Origin of the sequence: Amorphus sp. 3PC139-8, from assembly GCF_040750475.1 — a bacterium.
GTDB lineage: Bacteria > Pseudomonadota > Alphaproteobacteria > Rhizobiales > Amorphaceae > Amorphus.
Genome location: NZ_JABJVY010000002.1, coordinates 201700 through 224896, shown reverse-complemented (window position 1 = coordinate 224896; position 23197 = coordinate 201700). Strand labels below are relative to the sequence as shown.

At 64.3% G+C, this 23197-nt stretch carries 18 protein-coding genes; 3 read left to right on the top strand and 15 right to left on the bottom strand.

Going from position 1 to position 23197, the window contains the following annotated elements:
* Window positions 1-15: 15 nt before the first annotated feature.
* From HNS03_RS03410 to HNS03_RS03370, 9 genes are all read right to left on the bottom strand, one after another.
* Window positions 16-1608 carry a gamma-glutamyltransferase family protein gene (locus HNS03_RS03410; RefSeq protein WP_367193097.1) on the bottom strand — a complete coding sequence of 531 codons (1593 nt, stop codon included), beginning with the start codon at window positions 1606-1608 and terminating at the stop codon, window positions 16-18.
* A gap of 54 nt (window positions 1609-1662) precedes the next feature.
* Window positions 1663-2952 carry a TRAP transporter large permease gene (locus HNS03_RS03405; RefSeq protein ID WP_367193096.1) on the bottom strand — a complete coding sequence of 430 codons (1290 nt, stop codon included), beginning with the start codon at window positions 2950-2952 and terminating at the stop codon, window positions 1663-1665.
* A gap of 19 nt (window positions 2953-2971) precedes the next feature.
* The gene (locus HNS03_RS03400) at window positions 2972-3529 is read right to left on the bottom strand and encodes a TRAP transporter small permease (protein WP_367193094.1); all 558 of its coding nucleotides are present in this window, start codon (window positions 3527-3529) and stop codon (window positions 2972-2974) included.
* A complete protein-coding gene (locus HNS03_RS03395; protein ID WP_367193093.1) occupies window positions 3526-4548 on the bottom strand; it encodes a TRAP transporter substrate-binding protein in 1023 nt (340 codons plus the stop codon). The genes HNS03_RS03400 and HNS03_RS03395 overlap by 4 nt, the downstream gene beginning before the upstream one ends.
* Window positions 4549-4701: 153 nt before the next feature.
* Entirely contained in the window at window positions 4702-5910 is a 1209-nt protein-coding gene (locus tag HNS03_RS03390) for an amidase (RefSeq protein ID WP_367193091.1), read from the bottom strand.
* Window positions 5907-7145 (bottom strand): amidohydrolase family protein, encoded by a 1239-nt coding sequence (locus HNS03_RS03385; protein ID WP_367193089.1) that lies wholly within the window; start codon window positions 7143-7145, stop codon window positions 5907-5909. Before HNS03_RS03385 ends, HNS03_RS03390 begins: the two co-directional genes overlap by 4 nt.
* Before the next feature lie 40 nt (window positions 7146-7185).
* Complete coding sequence (locus HNS03_RS03380; protein ID WP_367193088.1) at window positions 7186-9675, bottom strand: ATP-binding cassette domain-containing protein; 2490 nt, start codon at window positions 9673-9675, stop codon at window positions 7186-7188.
* Window positions 9672-10547, bottom strand: a complete 876-nt coding sequence (locus tag HNS03_RS03375) for a branched-chain amino acid ABC transporter permease (RefSeq protein WP_367193086.1) — start codon at window positions 10545-10547, stop codon at window positions 9672-9674. The genes HNS03_RS03380 and HNS03_RS03375 overlap by 4 nt, the downstream gene beginning before the upstream one ends.
* Window positions 10548-10626: 79 nt before the next feature.
* Complete coding sequence (locus HNS03_RS03370; RefSeq protein WP_367193085.1) at window positions 10627-11823, bottom strand: ABC transporter substrate-binding protein; 1197 nt, start codon at window positions 11821-11823, stop codon at window positions 10627-10629.
* 503 nt (window positions 11824-12326) lie between these two features.
* Here HNS03_RS03370 and HNS03_RS03365 point away from each other — a divergent pair.
* Window positions 12327-12995 (top strand): TetR/AcrR family transcriptional regulator, encoded by a 669-nt coding sequence (locus HNS03_RS03365; protein ID WP_367193083.1) that lies wholly within the window; start codon window positions 12327-12329, stop codon window positions 12993-12995.
* 158 nt (window positions 12996-13153) lie between these two features.
* Here the strand turns inward: HNS03_RS03365 and HNS03_RS03360 are convergent, their stop codons facing one another.
* The 6 genes from HNS03_RS03360 to HNS03_RS03335 form a co-directional block, all read right to left on the bottom strand.
* Window positions 13154-14425 carry an acetylornithine deacetylase gene (locus HNS03_RS03360; protein ID WP_367193081.1) on the bottom strand — a complete coding sequence of 424 codons (1272 nt, stop codon included), beginning with the start codon at window positions 14423-14425 and terminating at the stop codon, window positions 13154-13156.
* A gap of 227 nt (window positions 14426-14652) precedes the next feature.
* Window positions 14653-15723 carry an acyl-CoA dehydrogenase family protein gene (locus HNS03_RS03355; protein WP_367193080.1) on the bottom strand — a complete coding sequence of 357 codons (1071 nt, stop codon included), beginning with the start codon at window positions 15721-15723 and terminating at the stop codon, window positions 14653-14655.
* Complete coding sequence (locus HNS03_RS03350) at window positions 15720-16859, bottom strand: acyl-CoA dehydrogenase family protein (protein WP_367193078.1); 1140 nt, start codon at window positions 16857-16859, stop codon at window positions 15720-15722. Before HNS03_RS03350 ends, HNS03_RS03355 begins: the two co-directional genes overlap by 4 nt.
* A 289-nt stretch (window positions 16860-17148) precedes the next feature.
* Window positions 17149-17952 carry an enoyl-CoA hydratase/isomerase family protein gene (locus HNS03_RS03345; protein ID WP_367193077.1) on the bottom strand — a complete coding sequence of 268 codons (804 nt, stop codon included), beginning with the start codon at window positions 17950-17952 and terminating at the stop codon, window positions 17149-17151.
* Between the two features lie 63 nt (window positions 17953-18015).
* On the bottom strand, window positions 18016-18810 hold the full coding sequence (locus HNS03_RS03340; protein ID WP_367193076.1) for an IclR family transcriptional regulator: 795 nt from the start codon (window positions 18808-18810) through the stop codon (window positions 18016-18018).
* Between the two features lie 71 nt (window positions 18811-18881).
* Entirely contained in the window at window positions 18882-20561 is a 1680-nt protein-coding gene (locus HNS03_RS03335; protein ID WP_367193074.1) for an AMP-binding protein, read from the bottom strand.
* A gap of 456 nt (window positions 20562-21017) precedes the next feature.
* Between HNS03_RS03335 and HNS03_RS03330 the strand changes: the two genes are divergently transcribed.
* Together HNS03_RS03330 and HNS03_RS03325 are read left to right on the top strand one after the other, a co-directional pair.
* Window positions 21018-22148, top strand: a complete 1131-nt coding sequence (locus tag HNS03_RS03330) for an acyl-CoA dehydrogenase family protein (protein WP_367193073.1) — start codon at window positions 21018-21020, stop codon at window positions 22146-22148.
* Window positions 22149-22276: 128 nt separating this feature from the next.
* Complete coding sequence (locus tag HNS03_RS03325) at window positions 22277-23194, top strand: acyl-CoA dehydrogenase family protein (RefSeq protein ID WP_367193071.1); 918 nt, start codon at window positions 22277-22279, stop codon at window positions 23192-23194.
* Window positions 23195-23197 lie beyond the last annotated feature (3 nt).

The window sequence follows — 23197 nt, the reverse complement described above, 5'->3', positions numbered from 1 at the left end:
GATCGGAACTCCTCTTCAAAAGGCCGCGACGCAGCCGTCGCTGCGGGGATCGGCGGCCCCTTCAAGCAGCCCGTCCGGATGACGCACGATGGCGCCGGCATGGCCCATCATGTCTGAGAACTCCTCCACGAGCTCGACATCGTGACCGGCGCGGCGAAGGGCCTCAACGATCTCCGGCGCGAAACGCGCTTCGAGTTTCAAGTTGGTGCTGTCGGCGCCCCAGGTGCGGCCAAGCAGCCAGCGCGGTTCCGTCACCGCCTGCTGAAGGCCCATGCCACCCCAGGCGTAGCGGGCAAAAATCGCGGCCTGAGTCTGCGGCTGCCCCTCCCCGCCCATCGTGCCGTAAGTCAGCGTGCGACCATCCTCGAAAAGGGCCATCGCAGGATTGAGCGTGTGGAACGGCAGGCGGCTGGGCGCCAGGCAGTTGGCGTGCTTGGGATCGAGCGAGAAGCTCATGCCACGGTTTTGCCAGAGCACACCCGTCGAGGGCGAAACCACGCCGGAGCCGAACTCCCAGTAGATGCTTTGGATGAACGACACCGCGCGCCCTGCACCGTCCACGGCCCCCATCCAGATCGTGTCGCCAGGCGCGGCCGGCTGCGGCCAGGGCGCCGCCCGGTCACGGTTCGCCGACGCTGCCATGCGGGCGATTTCCCCGTCACTCAGGAGGTCGGCGGGATCGACCTCCATGTAGGCCGGATCGAACACCTTCGCATTGCGCACGAGAAAGGCCTGTTTGGTCGCTTCGACGGCACCGTGGACGAAGGCTGCGCCGGACGTGTCGCGCTGCCCCAAACGATCGAGAATGCCGAGAATGGCAAGCGACGAGACGCCTTGCGTCGGGGGTGGCATGTTGAACAGGCGCGCCCCTGCGATCGGAAGCGACAGCGGCGCAACGCGACGCGCCCGATAGCTCTCCAGATCTTCCAGACGCACCGGGCTTCCGGCTGCCTCCAGATCCGCAGCAATCGCCCGCGCGAGATCGCCCCGATAGAAATCGTCAAGCCCGGCGTCAGCAAGGCGTTGAAGGGTTGCGGCAAGAGGCAGGAACCTCTGGCGCGCGCTCTCCCGTGGGGCCGCACCATCGGCGAGAAATGCCTCCGCGAAGCCGGGGACGTCTCTCAGTTCCGCCAGTTTGGCCGCAGTGAGGTGAGACTGGCTGGCGCAAATCGCGGCACCGTCGCGCGCGTAGCCAATGGCGTCGGCTAAAAGGTCCCCCAACGGCAGTTTGCCGCCCCAGTCACGCGACAGAGACAGGGCTTCCTGCCACCCGCCGATCGTCCCGGCGACGGTGAGAGCGGCAGGGCCTCCGCGGCCGGGAATGGCGTCGACGAAACCGAGCTCTGCATAGTGCTCCCGCGTCGCCAGCCTTGCCGCCGGCCCGCAGGCCTGGATCCCGATGGGCCCCGCGCCCGGCGCGTGGGCGATCCAAAATCCATCGCCGCCGATCGCGTTCATGTGCGGATAGACGACTGCAATGGTCGCAGCCATAGCCACCATCGCCTCGAGAGCATTCCCGCCCTGCTCCATCACCCGGATACCGGTCCGGCTTGCGAGATGGTGCGGCGCGGTCGTCATACCGCCATAGGCGCGGAGGGTGTTCAGCACGTGGCTCAGCCTTGTGAGTGTTCGTCGAGCGGACCGGCAGCTTGGGTCCATGACCTAGTTGCCACCAATCCCCTGGTAGACCTGGGTGGGTAGCCAGAGGCTGACTTCCGGTACGTAGGTGATCACGGCCAGCGCAACGAGGGCGACCAGGATGAAGGGGGCCGAGCCGATTACCGCTTGCCGGTAGGTGATACCGAGCGTACTCGCCACGAAGAGATTGAGGCCAAAGGGCGGGGTGAACATGCCGATTGCCGCATTGACCGAGAGAACGACGCCAAGATGCACGGGATCGATGCCGGCACTCGTTGCAAGGACGAAGAGGAACGGCACAAGGATGATGATGATCGAGTTCGGATCGAGGAACATACCCGCAATCAACACGACGATGTTGATCACCAGCAGCACTTTCACCGGGTTCTCGCCGATATCAGCAAGCATCGCTTGAACGGTGACGGCAAAGCCTGACGTCGTGAGATACCACGCGAAAGCCGAGGCCGCGGCGACGACGATCATCACTTGCGCTGTGGTGACAGCCGATTCCAGCAGGACGGCAACAAGCCCCTTCAAGTCGAGCTCACGGTAGACGGCCATCGTCACGAAGGCCGCGTACGCCACGGTCACCGCAGCCGCCTCCGTCGGGGTGAACACCCCGCCATAGATGCCGCCGAGCACGATAAAGGGGATAGCGAGCCCCCAGGCGGACGCCTTGAGATTGCGCAGGATCTCGCGGCCCGACCAGGATGCGCCGCGGGCAAGGCCATCCCGCCACGCGTAGAGCATCGACATCACCATGAAGACCGCGCCGTAGATCAGCCCCGCCCCCAAACCGGCCAGGAAAAGCGCACCAATGGAAACGCCGGTGACGGCACCGTAGACGATCATGAAGATCGACGGCGGAATGACGATGCCGAGCGAGCCCGCTCCCATGAGCAGGCCAATCGAGAACGGCTTGCGGTATCCCGCTTCGCTCATCGCCGGCAACATGATCTTGCCGACCGCGACCACGGTGGCGGGGCTGGATCCGGAGATCGCGCTGAAGAACATCGAACTCGCAACCGAGGTCATCGCGAGACCGCCCGGCAGTGCTCCAACCAGAGAAACGGCAAGATCCGTGAGGCGGCGCGACAGCCCGCCGCTGGCCATGAGGTTACCCGCCAGAATGAAGAACGGGATCGCCATTAGCGGAAACTTGTCGACCCCGGAGAAGAGCCGCTGGATCACCAGCTCCGGCGGCGTCGCGGTGGTCATCGCAAGGAAGGCAATGACGGGCAGGCAGAGCGCGACGAAGATCGGAACGCTTAGTGCCAGCAAGCCCGAAATGGCGGCGGCAAAGCCGATGGACATCCGGCAAACTCCAGGCGGATCAGGCGGCCGAGCCTGCGTGGTGGGCGGGAGGCCGGACGGCGGCCTGCGCGAAACGCACCGTCATCAGCGCAAAGCCGATGGGAAGTGCGAGATAGATCCACCACATCGGGATCTCCAGCGACGGGGAAAGCTGACGGAACATCATCATTTTCTTGACAAGGCTCACACCGAACCAAGCGAGCAGCGCGCAGGCGACGGACGACACGGCGAATGCCGTCCGCGTGACGACACGTGCTGCGCTCGGTGGCAGAAACTCCGGCAGTGCGTCGATCGTGATGTGGGCACCGAGACGGGTCGCGCGGCTGCCGCCGATGAAGACGAGCCAGACGATTGCGTAGCGGGTTGCCTCCGACGCCCACGGAAGCGCGGTATTGGAAACGGTCCGCAAGAAGATATCGACCACGAGGAAGGTCACGGACGCGGCAAGGGCACTAACGAGCAGCACACCCTCAAATGCTGTCAGGGCTTTGTCCGCCAGGCGCATGAGCGTCCGGACGCCGCCGCTGGTGGCGGCGCCCAGATTGCTTACGTCCTTCTCGGCCGACGCGCCCGTCATTGGGCACTGAGCTCGTCGATCTTGGCATAGGTGCGCTCGAGCAAGTCCGGACCGATCTTGTCGGCAAACTGGGCGTGCACCGGCTTCATCGCCTCGGAGAAGGCGGAAATCTGCTCCGGCGTCAGCTCGACGATCTCCGTCGTGCCGGCGCTCGCGATCTCTTGCAGATAGCCTTCCTGGAGTTCCGCCGACTTCTCGCGCTGATAGGCACCGGCTTCCCGTGCCGCCTGCATCAGAATGTCCTGAGTCTCTTTGTCGAGCCCGTCGAACCAGACCTTGGAGAAGATCATGGCGGTGCCGAGATAGCCGTGGTTCGACAGCATCATGTAATCCTGAACCTCGTAGAATTTCATCTTGAGGATCGAGACGATCGGGTTTTCCTGACACTCCACGACGCCCTGCTGCAGGGCGGAGTAGGTTTCAGAGAAAGCGATCGGAATGGCGGTCGCGCCGAGTTCTTCGAACTGCGCAATGAGGAGCGGACTCTCCATTACCCGGGCCTTGTGACCGTCGAGGTCTGACGGAGACGTCACCTCGTGATTGCAGGTGAGCTGCTTAAACCCCGACTCCCAGAACATCGCACCGACGAAGCCTGAATCCTCAAGGTCGGAAAGGACTTCCATCCCGACCTCGGAATCGAGGAACTGGTAGGTGACCTCGGGGCTGGGAAACAGAAACGGGAGGTCGATCAACTGCAGGCTCGGCGCGAAGTTGGAAAGCTTCGCCGTGGGAATCGGAGCGGCCTGGACCGCACCGAACTGCATCTGTTGAGCGACTTCGACGTCGTCGCCAAGCGCGTTGTTGGCGAAAATCTGAACGTCGATTGCACCATTTGTACGGTCCTCCACGAGTTCCTCGAACCGCACAGCCGCCATGTGCTGCGCGGAGTCCTCCGGAAGGTCGTGATGGAATTTGAGAACCTCCTGCGCCTGAGCCGACGTGCCGACCATCAGCGTGGCGGCCAGAGCGAGGCCGACAGGCGTTGTGCCTCGGCCTTCGGCGAAGAATTGACGGAGCATGACGATATTCCTCTCGTTCGGGCACACCGCGCGTGCGGTTCATCGCTAGGCTAAATGCAAGTAAATGCTTACATGCAAAGGCAACGTGATCAACTGATTTGCAGGATCAAAATTTATGCAATCTGCTTCATCCGCAGACAGGCAGGCGCCCCGTCAGCGGTCACAGACGGCCTCTGCCAGCGCCAAAAGATCGACATCGCTGCCTCGCGATCCGACGATGGACAGCCCCAATGGCAGGTGGCCGTGCCGCGCAAGCGGCAGCGAGATCTGCGGAAGTCCGGCGAGACCGGCAACGCTCAGGAGGTTCATCGCCTTGTTGCGATAGCTCACCTCAATCTCGGCAACGTCGCCCCCTCGTTCCGGTGCGCCGCGCGGGACAGTCGGAAGAACCAGGACTGAACCGGGTCTCAGCAACGCGTCGAGACCCGCCACGATCGTCCGACGGTGCGCCTTCGCCCGGTCCAGGCTGTCCGGATCGACCGTCTTCGCCGCCTCGAAGCGCTCTTTCACGCCTGGGCCGAACTGCGGCTCCACCTCGTTCAGCCAGCCGCCCATCGACTGCCAGATCTCACCGGCCTGAAGGGTCCGAAACGTTGCCGACCAGGTATCCAGGCCGTCCTTTGCCAGGACGATCTGCTCGACCGGCGAGACAAGCGTGGCGACCCGCTCTACGGCTTGGTCGAGCGACGCTCGTGACTCGGCCTCCAACATTGCGAAGGCATCGACGGGAAACAGAAGCCGCGTCAGCGGACGGGCCGGAGTGTCGTCCGACAGAAGGACCCGCCCCACCCTCATGAAAATGTCGGTATCGCGCGCGAACCATCCCGCGCAGTCGAAGCTCGGAGCAAAGGGCACCGCGCCTTGAAGCGAGATGCGACCGTGCGTCGGCCGCATGCCAAGGATGCCGCAGTAGCTCGCCGGCACACGAACCGAACCTCCGCAATCGGACCCTAGCGCGAAGTCAACCACTCCTGCCGCCACAACCGAGGCCGAGCCGCTCGACGAGCCACCCGGCACGCGCGAGGGATCGGCCGGATTGAGCGGCGTGCCATAGTGGAAGTTCTCGCCGGTAAGCGAATAGGCCAGCTCGTCGCTGATCGTCTTGCCCACGAGGTCTGCGCCGGCCGCCAGCAGGCGCTCGACCACATCGGCCGAGCGCGCCGCCGGGGCGTGGGTCCTCAGCCAGTCCGGATGCCCGTTTCCGGTAACGGCTCCGGCGATGTCGAAGACGTCTTTGGCGGCGAAGGAGAGACCCGCCAGGGGCCCCTCCCCGGAGCCGTTCAGCGCAATCTGGTTATCAGGACAGAAGGCGCCGAGGGTGTCATCGGCGGGCGTTGCGGCAACGTGCGCTTTCAAGCTCATGCGTGGTCTCGGTTGGGAAAATGAAGCTGCGCGGGCTGGCGGGTCAGGGTCCGGCGTCCGCGTTTGAAGGCATGGAGAACAGGTGCCAGCTCCGCGACTGCCGCCTGGGTCGTCGGCCCGTCGATCACCACCAGATCCGCCGACTTACCGACCTCCAGCCCATAGTCTGGCAAATTCGACAACCTTGCCGAGCGCGTGGTGATCATGTTGAAGCATTCGGCGATGTCGTCCGCCGCGCCGATATGGCAGATGTTGGCGTTGAGATTGGCCATCCGCAGCAGCGAACAATCGCCGAACGGCGTGAACGGGTTCAGAACGTTGTTCGTCGAAAGCGAGCAGTTCACGCCATGGTGCAACAGCGCGTGGGCGTGCGTGACGCCACGCGTTTGCGCATGGTCGCGGTCGCGGCCCATCAAAAAGAGATCGGTGGACGGAAGCACCGTCAGGGCGACGCCGGCATCGCGAAGCCGGCCCGCGATCTCCGTCAGCCTGTTTGGCTCGACATAGGCAAGCTTGGTGACGTGGCCAATCGCGGTGCGTCCTCCCCGCCCATGGCGCTCGGCCAGCTCGCAGACATAATCCAGATCGAGGCTCGAGCTATCGGCCCCAAAATCGAGATGCATGTCGATGTCGGCATCGAAGTCCCGCGCGATCTCGAAAACCCGGTCGATCTGACCGTGCGGATCGCTGTCGGTGTAAGGCGCGGCGCCCACGACCTTGGCACCACGTTTCATGGCCTCGACCATCAGTTCGTCGGTGCCGGGATAGTTCAGCAGCCCTTCCTGCGGGAACACGCAGATTTCGATGTCGATCGCCCAGGAATAGTCCTCGACCAGCTTCATCACGCCTTCGAAACTGCGAAGTCCGATGGCCGGGTCCACTTCGAGATGCGTGCGCATGTGCGTGGTGCCATGAAGCAGGCACTTTTCGACCGTCCGCCGGCCCCGCTCGTAGACGTCTTCCGCGGTGAAATCCTTCTTGGCCTTCGCAACCTCGCTGATCGCCTCGTCGATATCTCCGCGCCGCGACGAGCAGCGATCTAGGATGCACGACTTGTCGAGATGGATGTGGGTTTCCACAAATCCCGGCGAGACCAGTCGACCTCCGAGCTCGATCGTTTCGCCCTCGGCCGCCAAATTCGTCTCAATCGCAGCGATCCGGCCGTCCTGAATGCCGATGTCCACGCTGCGTTCCGCGTCGCCCGGCAGACGCGCGTCCTTCAAGATGAGATCCATAGTCCGTTCCTCAACGCTTCCGATGTTCTCGCGCAATCGCTCAGGACACCGCGGCCGACGCGCTGCCCAAATAGGCCTCCTCAAGAAGCCGGCTATCGCGGATTTCCGTCGGCGTTCCGCCGGCGACGATGGTGCCGGACGAGAGCACATAGGCGCGGTCCGCGATGGCGAGTGCCATCTCCGCCATCTGGTCGACCAGAAGGATGGTCGCACCTGCATCCCGTAGCTCGGCGAGGATTGTGTAGAGTTCCTGGATCAGGGCCGGCGCCAGACCGAGCGACGGTTCGTCGAGAAGAAGCACCTCGGGTCTGGCAACGAGACCGCGCGCGATCGCCAGCATCTGCTGCTCGCCGCCCGAAAGCAGCCCCGCGCGCTGACCCTGGCGTTCGCGCAAGCGCGGAAAACGGTCGAGCATCCGTTCGACCTGCTCATCCAGGTCGGCCGGTTGGCGACCATAGGCACCAAGGCGGATATTCTGGACGACGGTGAGCTCCGGGAAGACCTGCCGCCCCTCCGGCACCAGCACCAGCCCCCGACGCGCGATCCGGTTCGCAGGCACAGCCTGGATGTCCTCGCCCTGAAACACGATCCGGCCCCCGACGGGCCTGTGCAGCCCGCTAACGGCCCGCATCAGAGTCGACTTTCCGGCTCCGTTGGCACCCAGAACCGCCACGAGCTCGCCGGTAGAGACGCTCAGATCGAGGCCGTGAAGGACTTCGCTCGCGCCATAGGAGGCGGTCAGCCCCTCGACAGCAAAAGCAACCTTGCCCCGACGTTCCGACACAGCGCGGACCGGCATCGCCTCCACGCCTTCGCCGAGATAGGCCGCAAGCACCATCGGGTCCTTGCGCACGAGGTCCGGCTTGCCCTCGGAGATCTTACGCCCTGAATCGAGCACGAGCACATGATCTGAGATTCCCATCACGAGACTCATGTCATGCTCGATCAGGATGACCGTGATGCCGGCTTCGGCAAGCTGCTGCAAAAGCCTCGCGACATGGGCGGTGTCCTCCTCGCCCAGACCGGCCGCCGGCTCGTCGAGCAGCACGATTTCGGGATCGAAGGACAACGCCCGGGCGATCTCGACGAGACGCTTGTCGATATGGGCGAGCGCACCGGCGAGCGCGCGGATATCGCCGCGATAGCCGACGAAGGCCAGCAGGCTTTCCGCCTTGCGACGTCGCTCAGACGTTTCCAGCGACACGCCGAGATCGCTCGCCGTAACGCGCCCGCGCACCATCGCCATCAGGAGGTTGTCGAGCACGCTCATATGCTCGAAAAGCTGCGTCGTCTGGTATGTCCGCGCGACACCCGCACGAGCCACCTGATGCGATGGAAGCCCGGTCAGGTTCTCGTCACCCAGCATCACCCGACCACTGTCCGGCGTGTAATACCCCGCAATCAGGTTGAGCGCGGTCGTCTTGCCCGCCCCGTTGGGGCCGATGATGCTCGTTATGCGTCCCGGCTCCGCGGAGAGGCTCAGCCCCTGCACCGCCTTCACGCCACCGAAAGAAATCGAGACATCCTCGACGTCGAGCCGCCGCCCGCGCCCATTGCGCCCCGGGAAAGCCGGCTCGCCGGCGACTTTGGAACCGCCATCGGGCCGGTAGCGGCGCCAACGGGCAAGCACGCTGCCGACAATGCCGCGCGGCGCCAGGCGCAACACGACCAACAGCAGGATGCCGACGAAAAGCAGGCGATACTCGGCAAGCGAGGAGAAGACCTCCGGAAGCAGCACCACGATCACCGCGCCGATCACCGGTCCGAGGATCGTGTCGGCGCCACCGATCATCACCACCAGCAGGAAGAGGATGGATTCGAAAAACGGAAAGCTCTCCGGACTGATGAAGCCGCTCATAGTCCCGTAGACGCCGCCCGCGATGCCGGCGAAGACGGCTGACAGCGCGAAGGCGACGCAACGCAGCCGGATCGGATTGAGGCCGATCGACTGCGCGGCGACTTCGGAATCGCGGAGAGCCCTGAGCGCCTTGCCCCAAGGGCTCTTGCTGATGAGCGCGTAGACAAAGAGCGAGATCAGCATCAGTACCAGCACCAGGATCGCAATCTCGCGCTGGCTGAAACCAAGGCCGAAAAGCTGAGGCGGACGGATGCCCATGATGCCATTCCAGCCGCCGGTGAGCTCGTCCAGCTCCGCCGCGCTCTGCTCGACGATGAAGCCGAAGGCGATGGTGATCATCGCCAGATACGGCCCCCGAACCCGCAGCGCCGGCACCGAGAGCAGGCCACCCGCCAGGCCCGCGAGCAGCCCCGCGATTGGCAGCGCGACCCAAAAGCTGACGCCGTGATCGACCGTCAGGATCGCGACCGTGTACGAACCGATCGCATAGAAGGCGACGTGGCCGAGCGAGATCTGGCCCGACATGCCGACAAGAATATTGAGACCAATGCCGACGACCGCCGTCAGCCCCACCAGCGAGAGGATGTAGAGTTGATATCCGTTGCCGCTGAAGATCGCGACCAGCGCCAGCGCGACGAGACCACCGCCGGAGATGAAAGAGGAGAGCTTCATACCTTCTTGACGCTCGCTCGTCCGAACAGCCCTTCCGGCCGCAGCGCGAGCGCCACGATCACCAGCGAGAAGGCCGTAATCTGGGTGTAGGTCGAGCCGAAAGTCGCCGTGATCAGTGCTTCGGCGACGCCGTAGAGCAATCCCGCGCACATCACGCCCCAGGGATTTGTGATTCCACCGAGAATCGCGACGGCGAAGGCCTTGATGCCAAACAAGGTCCCCATGGTCGACGAAATGGTGAATAGGGGCGCAATCAGGATGCCGGCCACACCCGCGAAGAAGCCCGACATGGCGAACGCGGCCGAGACCGCGACCCCCACGTTGATCCCCATCAGCCGGGCCGCCCCCTCGTTCTGAACGACGGCCAGCATGGCAAGCCCGTGGCGTGTCCGCCTGGAGAACACGCTGAACACGATGGCGAGCCCAACCCCCACCAGCGGAATGAGCACCTGTTGAGGCTGAACCCGGACCCCTGCGATCAGAAACGAGTCGGTGACGAGAGGCGTCGGCGGCATGCCGCGCGGATCGCGGCCGAATGTGAACAGAACGATGTTGTCGAGCACGATGCCGAGCGCGACCGTTGCCATCAGCCAGGCTTCGGACCGACGTCGCACGAAGGGCCGCACAGCGATGCGCTCGACCGCGACCCCCCAAAGGGCGCAGCCGATCAGGGCGATCGCGATGGCAAGCGGCGCGGGCCAGCCGAACGTCACCCAAAAGGTGAAACACAACACCGCGCCGAGCATCATGGTGGAGCCCTGCGCGAAGTTGACCGTCTTTGAGACGACGTAGGTCACATAGAAGCCCAGCGCGAGCAGACCATACATGCTGCCAAGCCCGAGGCCCGTGATCAGTGCCGAGAGGAAAAGCATGAGGGTTCCATTTGACGCCTGACGGGTCGCGAAGACGGACGGCGGCCGGGCGCTGACTGTCGCCCGGCCAAGTCTCGCATCACTCGGTCGGAACGACCTTGTCGCCCTCGTAGTGGACCATGACGTAGTCGTTCGGTCCGAGCGCGTCGTGATTGTCGGCGGAGAACGGGCTCTCGTAGGTCTTGATCAGACCGGGATAGGAGCCTTGGAGGTCTTCCAGCGCCTGACGTATGGCATCGCCATCGGTAGAGCCGGCCTGCTCGATCGCCATTGCGAGGAGATGCATCGCATCATAGGCGTTGGCGGTGCCAACCGGCGAGAACACGTCCTCGGGCCCTTTGATCTCCGGATATTTCGCCTTGAGCTTCTCAAGCACCGAAGTGCCAACCTCGCCCTGGTCTCCGAAGAAGGAGTAGGTCTGCACGAAGTGCGCGTCTCCAGCCGTCGGTCCGGCCAGCTCGGGAAAGCGGCCGCCGGAGATCCCCCAATGGGACACCACCGGAACGTCCCATCCCATGCGCTCGCGCGATTTCATCATCTGCGCGCCGGGCGGGGCATTGACCACGAGAATGATCGCCTCGGCACCCGCCTCCTTGAGGCGAGTCAGCTGCGGCGTCATATCGACGTCGGCTCCCTCGAACTTCTCGATGCCGACGATCTCGACGGCGTCGTTCTCCTCATCAGCCGCCGTCAGACCCTTTTCGTTCGACTCCCCCCAAGGATTGTTGATCAGCATCAGACCGACCTTGGAAGCACCGAACTTCTTATCGGCATAGTCCAGGAGCTTGACGTCGACGAGGGTATCGATCGCGGAAACCCGGAAGACGTAGTTCGGGTCCGCCCCATTGCGGGTAATGCCGGTCGCAGCGGCCCATACGCCTATAAAGGGTGTCTTTTCCTGGTTGGCGAGCGGTGCGATGGCGAGCGACACGGGGGAGTCGATACCGCCGAAGAACGCCGCGACATCCTCGTTGAAGATAAGCTCGCGCGCGGCAATCAGGCCTTTCGGGGGCTTGGATTCATCGTCGCGCTGGATGAGCTCGATCATGCGGCCATCGAGAAGACCGCCGGACTCATTGATTTCATCGATGGCGATCTGCAGGCCTCGGGTGATCGCCTCACCCGACTGTGCCGATGCGCCCGAGAGAGCAGCGACATGACCCAACTTGATTGGGTCGGCGGCCTGCACCGTGCCTGCCGCCCCGGCGAGGCCGAGTGCGGCGATGGACATGCCGACTGCGGCCGGCAACATTCTGAGCCTCAAGAGTGTCTTCATGTCTGCTCTCCCCTTTCGGATTGATGCCCACAGGCGCAATCGCACCTGCCAGCCAGAGAGACGTGTGCAACGGCCGGGCCAAAATGCGCGCCGTACCTGGATCGAAGATGCTCGACAGGGAAGAAAGCCAGCGTGTAAGCAAATTTTTACATACGTATTTGCACGGTCGTGTTTCTATCGGCGGCGGGCGGAAACCGTCGTACGCAAATCAGCGATGTTCAATCAGACGCCACGTGCCTCAATTGCAGGCATCGGCGGGCGCCAGAAGGCGCAAAAGGCTATGGGCTCACGAAGACGAACGCTCCGGCGCCTGAAACGGCAAAGACTTGCCAGCAGAGTCGTGACGGGCGAGGTCTCTCTCCGCCCGAGCGCGCAGCCCCTGTGGACCAAAGCCGACTCGGCGTCCGGAAACGCGTCAAAACAAAGACTTAGCCCCATTCCGCGATTCAATGAAAAGCGGAATAAAGCTAAGAGTAGTGTCGACCACGAAGGATACGGATTACGTGACGACCCAAAAGACCAAGCCGTCCCGGCGGGCGCCTCACAAGCGAGATGCCGAAGCGACGCGCCGGCGCATTCTCGACGCGGCTCGCCACGCCTTTGCAGAGCATGGGCTGAGCGGCGCCAGGATCGATCAGATCTCGCGCGCTTCGGAAGCCAATGTGCAGATGATCTACCGCTATTTCGGCGGCAAGGAAGAGCTCTATCTTGCGGCGCTAGAGGACACCTACGCCGGGATCCGGGCGATGGAGCAGCAGCTCGACCTGACCACCCTATTGCCCGAAGAGGGAATCCGGCGGCTCGTCGAGTTTACCTTCGACTATCTCCGCGACAATCCGGACTTCGTGGCGATCATCCGCAATGAGAACATGGCGTGCGGCCGGTTCGCGCGAAAGCTCCCCATGGTCTCCGACACGACGCTGCCGCTGGTGGAAGCCATCGACGACCTTCTCGCCCGCGGCCTGAAAAGCGGCGTGTTCAAAATCTATATCGATCCGGCTCAGATGTACGTGACGATTCTATCGCTGTGCATCACGCATCTTGCCCAGCGCCACACGCTGTCCGCGATGTTCCAACGCGATCTCGGCGAGGCCGAATGGCTGGCGCAACGCCGCGCCCATGCGGTCGATGTCGTGATGACCTATCTCACGGCCCCGCGCTCCACCGCATAGAGCGTTTCGCCGGCAAATAGATCCAACCCCTGATCGAAGGGTGCCGCCGGCCTTGCCGACCCAGATCAGGCGCTTTGGGGCGCCGTGCGCAAGCCGGCCGAACCGACCATATGACGTAGAGACGGCGGGCTCGGCGCACCCGGCGACGACACGGACGATCAATCTCGCGGCGTGTTCGACCAGTCGTGGATAAAACGCACCAGCACCTTGGTGTAGCTCTTCAACTGCTCGATCGAGACCTGCTCGTTGACCGAATGGGCATGCTGGAGTTCGCCCGGTCCGTAGATCGCTGCCGGAATGCCAGCATCCCCCATCCAGCCGCCATCGGTTACCGAGGGCGAGACGTCCAGCTCCGGCGGCGTCCCGAACACGCCTTCATGGGTGGCGGACAGAAGCTTGATGCCGGGATGGTCGGGATCGACGTTCAGCGACGGAAAGATTTCGCCCCGATCCTCGATCATCGAAGTGCCGCCCCATTCGAAGGTCGGCGGGTTGTCGCGCAGCCAGATATCGGCGGCCGCCACTGCGCGAATGTGGGTCTCGATCTCCTCCACGACCTGCTGATGGGTCTCATCGGGATAGAAATGCACGGTGATCCACAACCGGCACTCGTCGGCGATGAAAGCGGCGTGGCGGCCGCCCTCGATCACCGCCGGGTTGATCGTTGTGGTGCCGGGCGGACAACCTGGAAAGCTCTTGGTGATGGCCCAGTGACGCTCCAGCTCCTGGAGACCCGCGATGATCTTCATCATCTTCTCGATGGCGCTCGCCCCGACAAGCCCACCGCCGGCGTGGATCATGTTGCGCCGGGTGCCGTCGTGGAAGGTCTGCGGGCTTTTCACCGTGATCCAACCGGTGATCACGCCGCCCTGCCCCTGGATGTGCAGATCGGAGGTGTCGACGACGAGGGCGAGATCGGCAGTGTAACCGCGCTTGCAGCATTGCAACGTGCCGGCCTCGCCGACCTCTTCGCCGATCACCGATTCAAAGATGACGTCGCCGGGAAACGCAACGCCAGCGTCGCGCAGGAGTTTGAGGGCAAAGAGCGCACCGGCGACGCCACCCTTCATATCCGCCGCGCCGCGGCCGATCACGGCCCCATCCTTCACGAATGGCTGGAACGGCCCGGTCGCCCAGGCCTCCTCCGGGCTCACCTCGGCGACGTCAACATGACCGTTGATGATCAAGCTCTTGTGGCTGTCGCCGTGCGCGCCCTTAAGCGTGCCGACGACGTTGGGGTCGTTCGGGTAGACATCCCACATGTCGATCGCAAAGCCCATCGCCGCCAAGCGATCGGCGACAAAGCGCTGAACGCCGGCGGTGTTGCGCGCAGGCGGCGCAGGCGTCTCGAACGCAATCAGCTTACAGAGGAGGTCGACCAGCTCACCTTCCCGCGCATCGACCTCGGCGAGCACTCTGTTCAGGTCCATGGTGTCTGCTCCTCCTTTGCTCATGCTGTTTCGGACGCCTCGCTTGCCGCGTCGAGTCGCATGCCGAGCTCGTGCGTCGACAAATAGCCGTTTCAAGGAATAGCAGCAGGGACAATGCTGCAGAGCGACCCAGGCGGATTACATTCCACCGGTCTTTTTGGCGGCCTCGCGCCTTCGAAGCCCCACCGACTGCCGACCTTGCTCCAAGAGGAGCCGAGAGGGCGGCCCTATCCGAACGCCCTCGCAGCCCCAAGATCCGGGCCGCTCGAGGCGAATTGCGGGAACGGCGTGCGCAGGAACGCCGCCTCCGTGCGGCGCGGAGGGCCACCGATCATTTCCAGCAGATTGGCCCGCAGCAGAAACAGGTGGGCATCGCATTCATCGCTGAAGCCGATGCCGCCGTGGACCTGGATCGTCGCGGACGCATTGGCGATCGCGTGACGCGCGGCGAGCTGACATGCAGCCCCGGACTGGAACGGCGCGTCCTCCCAGCCGTCGCGTTCGGCAATCGCCGCGAACAGGAGCTGCGCCGACAGGACTTCCGCATTGATCGCCATGTTGGCGCAATGGTGCTTGACCGCCTGGAAGGCCCCGATCGGCTGGCCGAACTGGGTGCGCACCTTGGCATAGTCGACCGCCATGTCGCGGGTCGCCTCGCAGATGCCCAGAAGCTGGGCGGAGACCAGCAATTGCGCCAGGCGAGCGACCGGCACATCCTTCGCCGAGACGCCCGCCAGGACGGCATCTCCGACGAGGACGGCACGGCCCGCGCTCACGGTCCGGTCGGTCGCGGAACAGGGCGAAATCTCCAGCTTTCGCGGGTCGAGCAGAAGCGCGCCCGCCTCGGTCCACACCACGGCCGCGTCGCAGTCCTGCCAATCGAACAAGAGAAGGGCCGCCCCTTCGGGCGCGTCCATGTCGAGCGCCCCGACCGCGTTGGCAAGACAAGCGCGCCGGCTCCCCTCCGACAGGGTGTCCGCCAGGTCGGGAAGCCCCGCAGCCGAGGCGATCCGGACCGCTACGCCGGCAGCGAGCGCCCCTGGAGAGACCAGCGCGCGGCCGAGCTCCACATGAACCAACACCTCCTCCACGATGGAGAGGCCGAGCCCGCCCTCCTCATCAGGACGCGCCAGCCCAATCGCGCCGAATTCGGCGACGGCGGCCAGCGCGAAGCGGTCCTGCTGAGTATGGCGCGCGGTGTCGCGCAGCCGCGCCACCGGGAACCGGTCCGCCAGCATCTCGCGGAGCGATCCGACGATCTGGCGCTGCTCTTCGGCAAGGTTGAGGTCGATCGTCACCGGTTTCCTCCACGCGGCAGGCCGAGGATACGCTCGCCGATGATGTTGCGCTGGATCTCCGCCGTGCCGCCGGCGATCGTCTCGCTGAAGGCCTCCAGATAGGCGTAAACCCAGCCGGAAAGCCGGTCGCAGTCGGCATTTTCCGGGCCGTAAAGCTGCATGCCCAGCCGGTGGATGCGCTGGGCGAGCTCGGCGAAGAAGAGCCGAACCATCGACCCGTCGAACGGCGTCGTCGGATCTTTGAAGAGCGTGCGGTAGGTTAGCGCGCGCAACGCCGCCGCCTCTGCGCGCGCAGAGGCAAGCTCGTGCGCAAAGCCGCCATCGCCCTGCACCTCGGCAAATCTGAGAAGCGCTTCCACTTTCGCCGAAAGCTCGATTTGCAGTGCTGTCGCGGCCGTTGCGCGCTCGAAACCGAGCGTCGTCATCGCCGTCTTCCAGCCGTTGTTGAGACCGCCGACGACGTTGGAGAGGGGAATGCGCACATCGTCGTAGAAGACCTGCGCGAAATGGTGCGCACCGGCGATGTTGCCGATCGGTTGCACCGTGATGCCCGGCGCGGACATATCGCAGATGACCCAGCTCAGACCGGCCTGGCGCTCCGATCCCGGCTCGGTGCGAATGAGCAATTCCTGATAGTCGGCGATGTCGGCGTAGGTCGACCAGATCTTCTGCCCGTTGACGATGAGATGATCGCCCTCGACCCGGCCGAACGTCCGCAGACTTGCCAGATCCGAACCGGAATCCGGTTCGGAAAAGCCCTGGCACCAGACCACCTCGCCCGAAAGGATCTTCGGCAGGTGAAATGCCTTCTGCTCCTCGGTACCACAGGCAATCAGGGTGGGACCGGCATGATTGACGCTGACGAAGGTCGGATCGAGCGGGCTCGGGGCACCGGCGATCACGCTCTCTTCATGCCAGGCGATCTGACGCTCATAGGAAAGACCGAGCCCGCCATAGGCCTTCGGCCAGGCGATCCCGGACCAACCGGCCGCATGCCGGCGCCGCAACCAGGACAGGGCAAACTCCCGAGCCGGCTGGCCGTCATGAGGCGCCGGTTCGGACGGCACGTTCTCCACCAGCCACGCCCGAGCGGCGGCCCGAAACGCATGATCCTCGTCGCTCAGCTCGAATTTCACGTGGGCATCCCCCGACGACTCTTGTGACGACCGCCCCGCGCGAACGTTCCATCGGACGGCCTGAGCCTTTCCACCACCCCTACCACATTGAGGATCGATGTCCATATTTCAGGACATTAATCCGGAGCAGATGCGCGCCCCTATCGCATCAAGACGGACTGAAAATTCCCAGTTTTCCGATATTGTTTCGGGAAAACCCCGCTCTCCGCCGAAACGCGCCCATCCGCCCAACCAAGGCTGAAATTCAGAAACTCTCATATTATGGGAGACGCATCCCGATCGCCCAGAACTACTCTCCAGTGAAGTTAGGACGGCGCTTTTCCAAAAACGCGTCCACCGCCTCGCCATGGTCCTTGGAGTGAACGCTCAGCGCCTCGTAGGCGAGACCGGCATCGAGGGCGGCGCCGGCGATCCGCTTCAGTTCGGCGTTGGCGACCGTCTTGGTCCAACGGATGGCACGGGTCGCGCCCGCGGCCAGCCGATCGCAGAAGGCATCGACATGCTGGTCGAGCTCGCCGGCCGGCACGCAGTGATTGACGAGCCCGATCTTCTCCGCCGTCGATCCATCCAGAAGATCGCCGGTCATGAGATATTCCTTCGCGCGCGCGAAACCGACGAGCTGCGGCCAAATCGCAGCACCCCCGTCGCCGGCGACGAGCCCGGCCGCCACGTGCGGATCGCCGATCTTCGCCGTGTCGGCCATGAAGGAGACGTCGCAGCAAAGCGCCAGCGTGGCGCCAAGGCCGACGGCGGGGCCGTTGATCCGGGCGACGATCGGCTTTTCAAGATCGAGCAGCGAGAAAATGACCCGCTTGGCCGACGGCAGATCGGAAAGGAAGGTCGCCGGCGCGCGCGCCACCTCCTTCATCCGCACAAGATCGCCACCGGCGGAAAAGGCCCGGCCCGCACCGGTCAGGACGATAATGTCGCTGCCGGCATCGTCGGCCGCATCGAGGAAGACCCGCGCCAACTCGTGATGCATCGCCGGGTTTACGGCATTCAGCCGCTCCGGATCGTCGAGAACGATGGTCAATATCCGGCCACGGCGCTCAAACCGCAGCATGGTGTAGGCGTCTTCCCAGGCTTCCTTCATGAAGCTGCCCCTTATCAGTGATTTGCGCGTGTTCCGGGCAACTGCGTCTGGCGAACGCCGCCCTTAGAGGTCGTTATGAACGTCGACGGCGCCTTCCTGGTGCGGGGTACGGGCCGCCTCCAGAAGCAGCCGCTTCCACACCGCCGTGCGCTCGGGAACCGCAAGCGAGCGATGCGCCGCAAGGCTCAGCGCCAGCGTTCCTGCGCCCTGCCCCGACGGAATCGCAACGCCCAAGCCGTAGGCTTCCGACACCACCTGGCCGAGGCTCTCGGCAACGCCGGTGCGGCGCGCCTTCGCAATATCCGCCCGGATCGTCTCCGCCGTGATGGATGGATAGGCTCCGAGCTCCGGCGCGATCGCCGCCAGGATCCGATCCACCTCATCGTCGGGCGCCCCCGCAAGCAGCGCCGTCGCGCCAGCCCCCACCCCAAGCGGACGGCGCTGGCCGACTTCCACGGGGAACACCCGGACCACCCCCGTGCCGTCCGCCTTGTAGAGGCAGACGGAGTCCAAACCCGTCCGCCCCATCAGGTACATCGTCGCCCCGGTCTCTCGGCCCAAACGGTCGACCGTGTCGCGCCAACGCAGCACCTCCAGACGGCGGCCGCTCGCCGCCAGCCCCAGCTCGTAGGTCAGCGCGCCGACCCGGTAGCGCCGGCCGGTCTCATCGGTCTCCAGGAGCCCCTCTTCCACCAGGCATTTCAGGATGCGATGCGCGGTGGATCGCGACAGCTCCATCGCCTTGGAGACGTCGTTCAGGCTGACGCCGGCGCCCGATCCGCTCGCCACGAAGCGCAGCATTCCCGCCGCACGCCGGATCGCCTGCGTCCCGTGAGCCTTTCCATCCGTCTCAACCATCACACCTTCCGCCAAACGAAGACCCCACTTTCACCCCGGGCGCCACAACAAACACGCAAAGGAACGAACGCTTATGCCCGCTGCCGCCCCTCACGAGAGGTGAAGGCACCCGGCACGTCCTCCTCCGCCAGCCGCTTCAAATCAAGCTTCATGACCTTCCCGACAGAGTTGGTCGGCAGCCGCTCCAGCACACAGAGTTCTTCCGGAAACTTCTGCTTGGCGAGGCCATAGGCCTGGAGATAGGCCTGCATGTCGGCAAAACCGAGCCGATGACCGGGATGCAGCTCAACGAACGCGACCGCCCGCTCGCCCGTGCGCGGATCGGATAGTCCGACCACCGCCACCCGTTTCACCGCTTCACATTGCAGAAGCGCCGTCTCGATTTCGAGCGGGCTGATATTCTCGCCCAGCCGAATGATCAGCTCCTTCCGCCGGCCGGTGATCTTCAGATAGGCGTCGTCGACGACCACGCCCATGTCCCCCATCCGGAAATAGCCGTCGTCGGTGAATTGCCCCGCCTCGTCCTCACTCTCCAGATAGCCAATGAACGCGCTCGGCGAACGGACGACGATATCGCCCTCCTGCCCCGACGGCTGCGGCTTTCCGGCACCATCGAGAATCAAGACGTCGGCATCGATCTCGCCATCGGTCGTCCGACCATGGGCAGCATCCGCGCGATCGCGAACGCCGGGACAGACCAGCGGCACTTCGGACGAGCCATAGGCGCGGGAGACCACCGCCGCCTCAAACACCGCGCACGCCTCCTCCACCAACCCTTCCGGCACGCTCGCGCCGCCACAGATGAAGCGGCGCAGCGTCGGCAAAGTGCTGTTCCGACTGCGCGCTTCCTGCACCAGCCCCTGCAGAAAGGGCGTGGCGCCCGCACAGAACGTGCCTCCGTGCCGTTCGATCAGCTCGGCCGCATGCGCGGCATCCCAGGCCTCCATCAACCGCGCGGACGCGCCCGTGAACCAGGGAAGCTCAAAAGCGTAGAGCGAGCCGCCGACATGGCCGACGGGCGACGGCACAAGCAGATGGTCGCTCGCGTCCAGCCCCCAAAAACGCGCGCTCCGCAACACGGTCGCATGGGCCGTATAGTGGCTGTGGAGCACCCCTTTCGGCCGACCGGTGGTTCCGGAAGTGAAGACCACGAACTTGATGCTCTCCGGATCCACGTCGGGAAGCGGCGCCCCCACCCCCGGCTCGGCGAGCAGACGCTCATAGGAAGCCTGCGGACGCTCCGGATCGCGGACGGAAAAGACCTGGGGACCCGCCACCAGCCCGGACGCGACCCGATCGTACAGGCCTCGATAGTCGAACCCGCGAAAGGCGCCCGGCAAAAACAGGGCATCGCAACCGGTTTCGGCGAGGACGAAACCGAGCTCGCGTTCGCGATACATCATCAGCAGAGGGCACAGCACAAATCCGTAAAGCGCCGATGCCGTGCTGATGACGCAGGCCTCGTGCCAGTTCGGAAGCTGGAACGCCACCACTGAGCCCGGCCCCAGCCCTCGGGCGCTCAAGGCCTCGCCAAGACGCACCGCTTGCTCATAAAGCTCGCGCCGAGACAGCTTGACAGTATCGTCGGCAATGATGAGCCGATCCGGCGCCTCGGCCACACGGGCACGCGCAACGTCGGCGACCGTCTCCCGCGTCCATATCCCCGACGTGAGATAGTCCGGCGCGGCGGCATCCAGCGGCGGCAGAACCCAACCGTCCGCTGACCTACGCCGCACGACCGAACCCGCCATCGCGCGGCCCCTTCGACGACATCCGCCCCATCGCGACCTCCCCTTCTTGACCCTGCCTCGCTGTGATAGCCGGCATTTTCTTTGACCTACCACATGCCTACATAATGGCAATAATCGAGAGGCCGCCGGCGCCAAAGATCCCTGTTTTCTGAAGAAAACCAGACGAAACAGGTGGGAACGGCAATCAAATCGATCATATTATGGAATGTTTGAGGCTATTACGAACCGAACCTGGCCAGCTTCCAACTCCGCCTTGTCGCATCGCCCGCACCGGGCAATAAATATTCCACAATACGGTATACGTGATCCCCGCTTGCAAGGCACTCAAAGGCACTGCTATTGCTTTTTACGAGAAAGCGTCGGCGGGAACGCTTTAAAAATTCCATAATATAGGAATCTTTGAAGCGACCATACCGTGGCCGTGCGCCAAAACAAGACCAGCGGGGAGGCCCGAACGTGCAACTGCGGTGGACCGACGAACAACAGGCGTTTCGTGGGCGCGTAAGGGACTTCCTGGCGCGCGAGTTGCCGGAGAATTTCGAAGAGCTGGCCCACAAGGGGCCCGCTTCCCGGGAAATTCACGAGTTCTCCATCGATTTCTGCGGCAAGCTCTCCGCCGAGGGCCTGCTCGTCCCACACTGGCCGGAGGAATGGGGCGGCAGCGGCGCCACGGCCTACGAGCACTTCATTCTGGGCGAAGAGATGTGGATCGCCGGCGAACCGCGCGGCGGCCAGTACATGAACGTCAATTGGATCGGCGTGACGCTGATCAAATACGGCACGCAGGAGCAGAAGGAGCGCTACGTGCCGCCGATGGCGGAGGGGCGAACGCTCTGGTGCCAGGGCTTCTCCGAGCCGGGCGCGGGGTCGGACCTCGCCTCCCTGCGCACCCGCGCGGAGCGGCGCGGCGACGGCTACCGTATCAACGGCCAGAAGATCTGGACCTCCTACGCGACCTTCGCCGACACCTGCTTTCTGCTCGCCCGCACCGGCGAAGGCAAAGCGGGAATTGCCGTTTTCCTGGTGCCGATGGACACGCCCGGCATCACGGTGCGGCCGATTCCGAGCCTGATTGGGGAGGGCGACATCCATGAAGTCTTCTTCGACGATGTCGACATTCCCGAAACCGCCCGGCTGGGCGAGGAAGGCGCTGCCTGGGAAATCATCACCTTCGCGCTCAGCAACGAGCGCGTCGGCATCCCGCGCTACGCGCTTGCCCTAAGGGTGATCGAACGCGCGGTGGAGCGGCTGAAGGCACAAGGCGACTTTACGTCCGAGCTGGTGCGCGGGCGCGCGGCGCGGGCCGTTCGGGCGTGCGAGGCGGCGCGCATGATGGTCTACAAGGTTCTAGACGACCGGGCACGGGGCCAACCCCCCTCGCCGGAATCGAGCGTGGCACGCCGCGCGGTGATTACGGCGGAGCGGCTGACCGCGGAATTCGTGGTCGAGTTCGTGCCGGAATGCCTGGCCGACGATAAGCTGATCGAGGCCCATCACCAGCGCGCCATCGTGGCCGGGATCGCCTCCGGCGCGCTGGAAATCCAGCTCAACCTGATCGCAAACCACCTGCTCTCACTGCCACGCTAGAGCATTTCCAGGCGAAGCGGACACCGGTTCGCCGTTCGGAAATGCGTCAAAACAATGGGTCAGAGTGGTTCAGCGATTACTTGAAAAGCTGATCGGCTCCCGAGCAACTCCAGCAAAGTGACACGCCCGTGGAATACCAGCTCTCCGACTATCAGACGACCGTGGAAACCGCGGTTCTCGGCCTTGCCGAGCGCTTCAGGACGCCGCCGATGCTGCACGACGAGAGCTTCGTCTACAGTGAGACGCTCGACGCGGAACTGGCGGAATCCGGCTTTCACGAAGTCAGCACCGATCCCGAGCTCGGACTGCAGACGGCCGCCCTGGTCACGATGGAGATCGCCAAGCTTCCGGTGTGCGTGGAGGTTGCCGCGTCGACGATGGTGCGGCCTCAGTTCTTTCCGGAGGTCCCGCGCCCGATCGCGCTTGCCGACCGCACAAACCGGCCGATCCGGTTCCTGCCGCAGGCCAAGACGCTGGTCCTGATCGAGGATGGTGCGGTCAAGACGTTGGAGCTTGCGCCCAGCGACGTCACCCCGATCGCCTCGCTGTTCGCCTACCCTTATGGCCGGCTGTCCTCAGAAGCACTCGACCGGGCCGTCGCACGCGACGTCGACGCGAATGCGCTGCGGCGGCAATGGCAGGTGGCGATCGCGGCGGAAATCTGGGCGGCGCTCGACGGCGGCCTCGCGCTCACCATCGACTACGTCACCCAGCGCAAGCAATTCGGGCAACCGATCGGCGCCTTCCAGGCGGTGAAGCACCGGTTGGCGGAAGTCGCCGTTCTCAGCCACACATTGAAGTGGCTGACCCTCCGGGCGGCCTCGAACGACGCACCGGAAGACGCGCTGATTGCCTGCGGCTACGCCCAGGACGCGGCGACCCAAGCCGCCCACGAGCTGCACCAGTTCCACGGCGCGACCGGAATGACGCTGGAATATCCGCTCCATCTGTGGAGCTACCGGCTCAAGGCGCTGGTCTCGGAACTCGGTGGCGCGGACACCCAGACCGCCGCACTTGCCGACGCGCTCTGGGGCGCGGCGGCCTGAGGT

Bases quoted from the DNA above. Each gene is read 5' to 3' on its own strand.
- HNS03_RS03405 (WP_367193096.1), bottom strand. From the start codon at position 2,952: ATGTCCATCGGCTTTGCCGCCGCCATTTCGGGCTTGCTGGCACTAAGC.
- HNS03_RS03400 (WP_367193094.1), bottom strand. From the start codon at position 3,529: ATGACGGGCGCGTCGGCCGAGAAGGACGTAAGCAATCTGGGCGCCGCC.
- HNS03_RS03395 (WP_367193093.1), bottom strand. From the start codon at position 4,548: ATGCTCCGTCAATTCTTCGCCGAAGGCCGAGGCACAACGCCTGTCGGC.
- HNS03_RS03390 (WP_367193091.1), bottom strand. From the start codon at position 5,910: ATGAGCTTGAAAGCGCACGTTGCCGCAACGCCCGCCGATGACACCCTC.
- HNS03_RS03385 (WP_367193089.1), bottom strand. From the start codon at position 7,145: ATGGATCTCATCTTGAAGGACGCGCGTCTGCCGGGCGACGCGGAACGC.
- HNS03_RS03380 (WP_367193088.1), bottom strand. From the start codon at position 9,675: ATGAAGCTCTCCTCTTTCATCTCCGGCGGTGGTCTCGTCGCGCTGGCG.
- HNS03_RS03375 (WP_367193086.1), bottom strand. From the start codon at position 10,547: ATGCTTTTCCTCTCGGCACTGATCACGGGCCTCGGGCTTGGCAGCATG.
- HNS03_RS03370 (WP_367193085.1), bottom strand. From the start codon at position 11,823: ATGAAGACACTCTTGAGGCTCAGAATGTTGCCGGCCGCAGTCGGCATG.
- HNS03_RS03360 (WP_367193081.1), bottom strand. From the start codon at position 14,425: ATGGACCTGAACAGAGTGCTCGCCGAGGTCGATGCGCGGGAAGGTGAG.
- HNS03_RS03345 (WP_367193077.1), bottom strand. From the start codon at position 17,952: ATGAAGGAAGCCTGGGAAGACGCCTACACCATGCTGCGGTTTGAGCGC.
- HNS03_RS03340 (WP_367193076.1), bottom strand. From the start codon at position 18,810: ATGGTTGAGACGGATGGAAAGGCTCACGGGACGCAGGCGATCCGGCGT.
- HNS03_RS03335 (WP_367193074.1), bottom strand. From the start codon at position 20,561: ATGGCGGGTTCGGTCGTGCGGCGTAGGTCAGCGGACGGTTGGGTTCTG.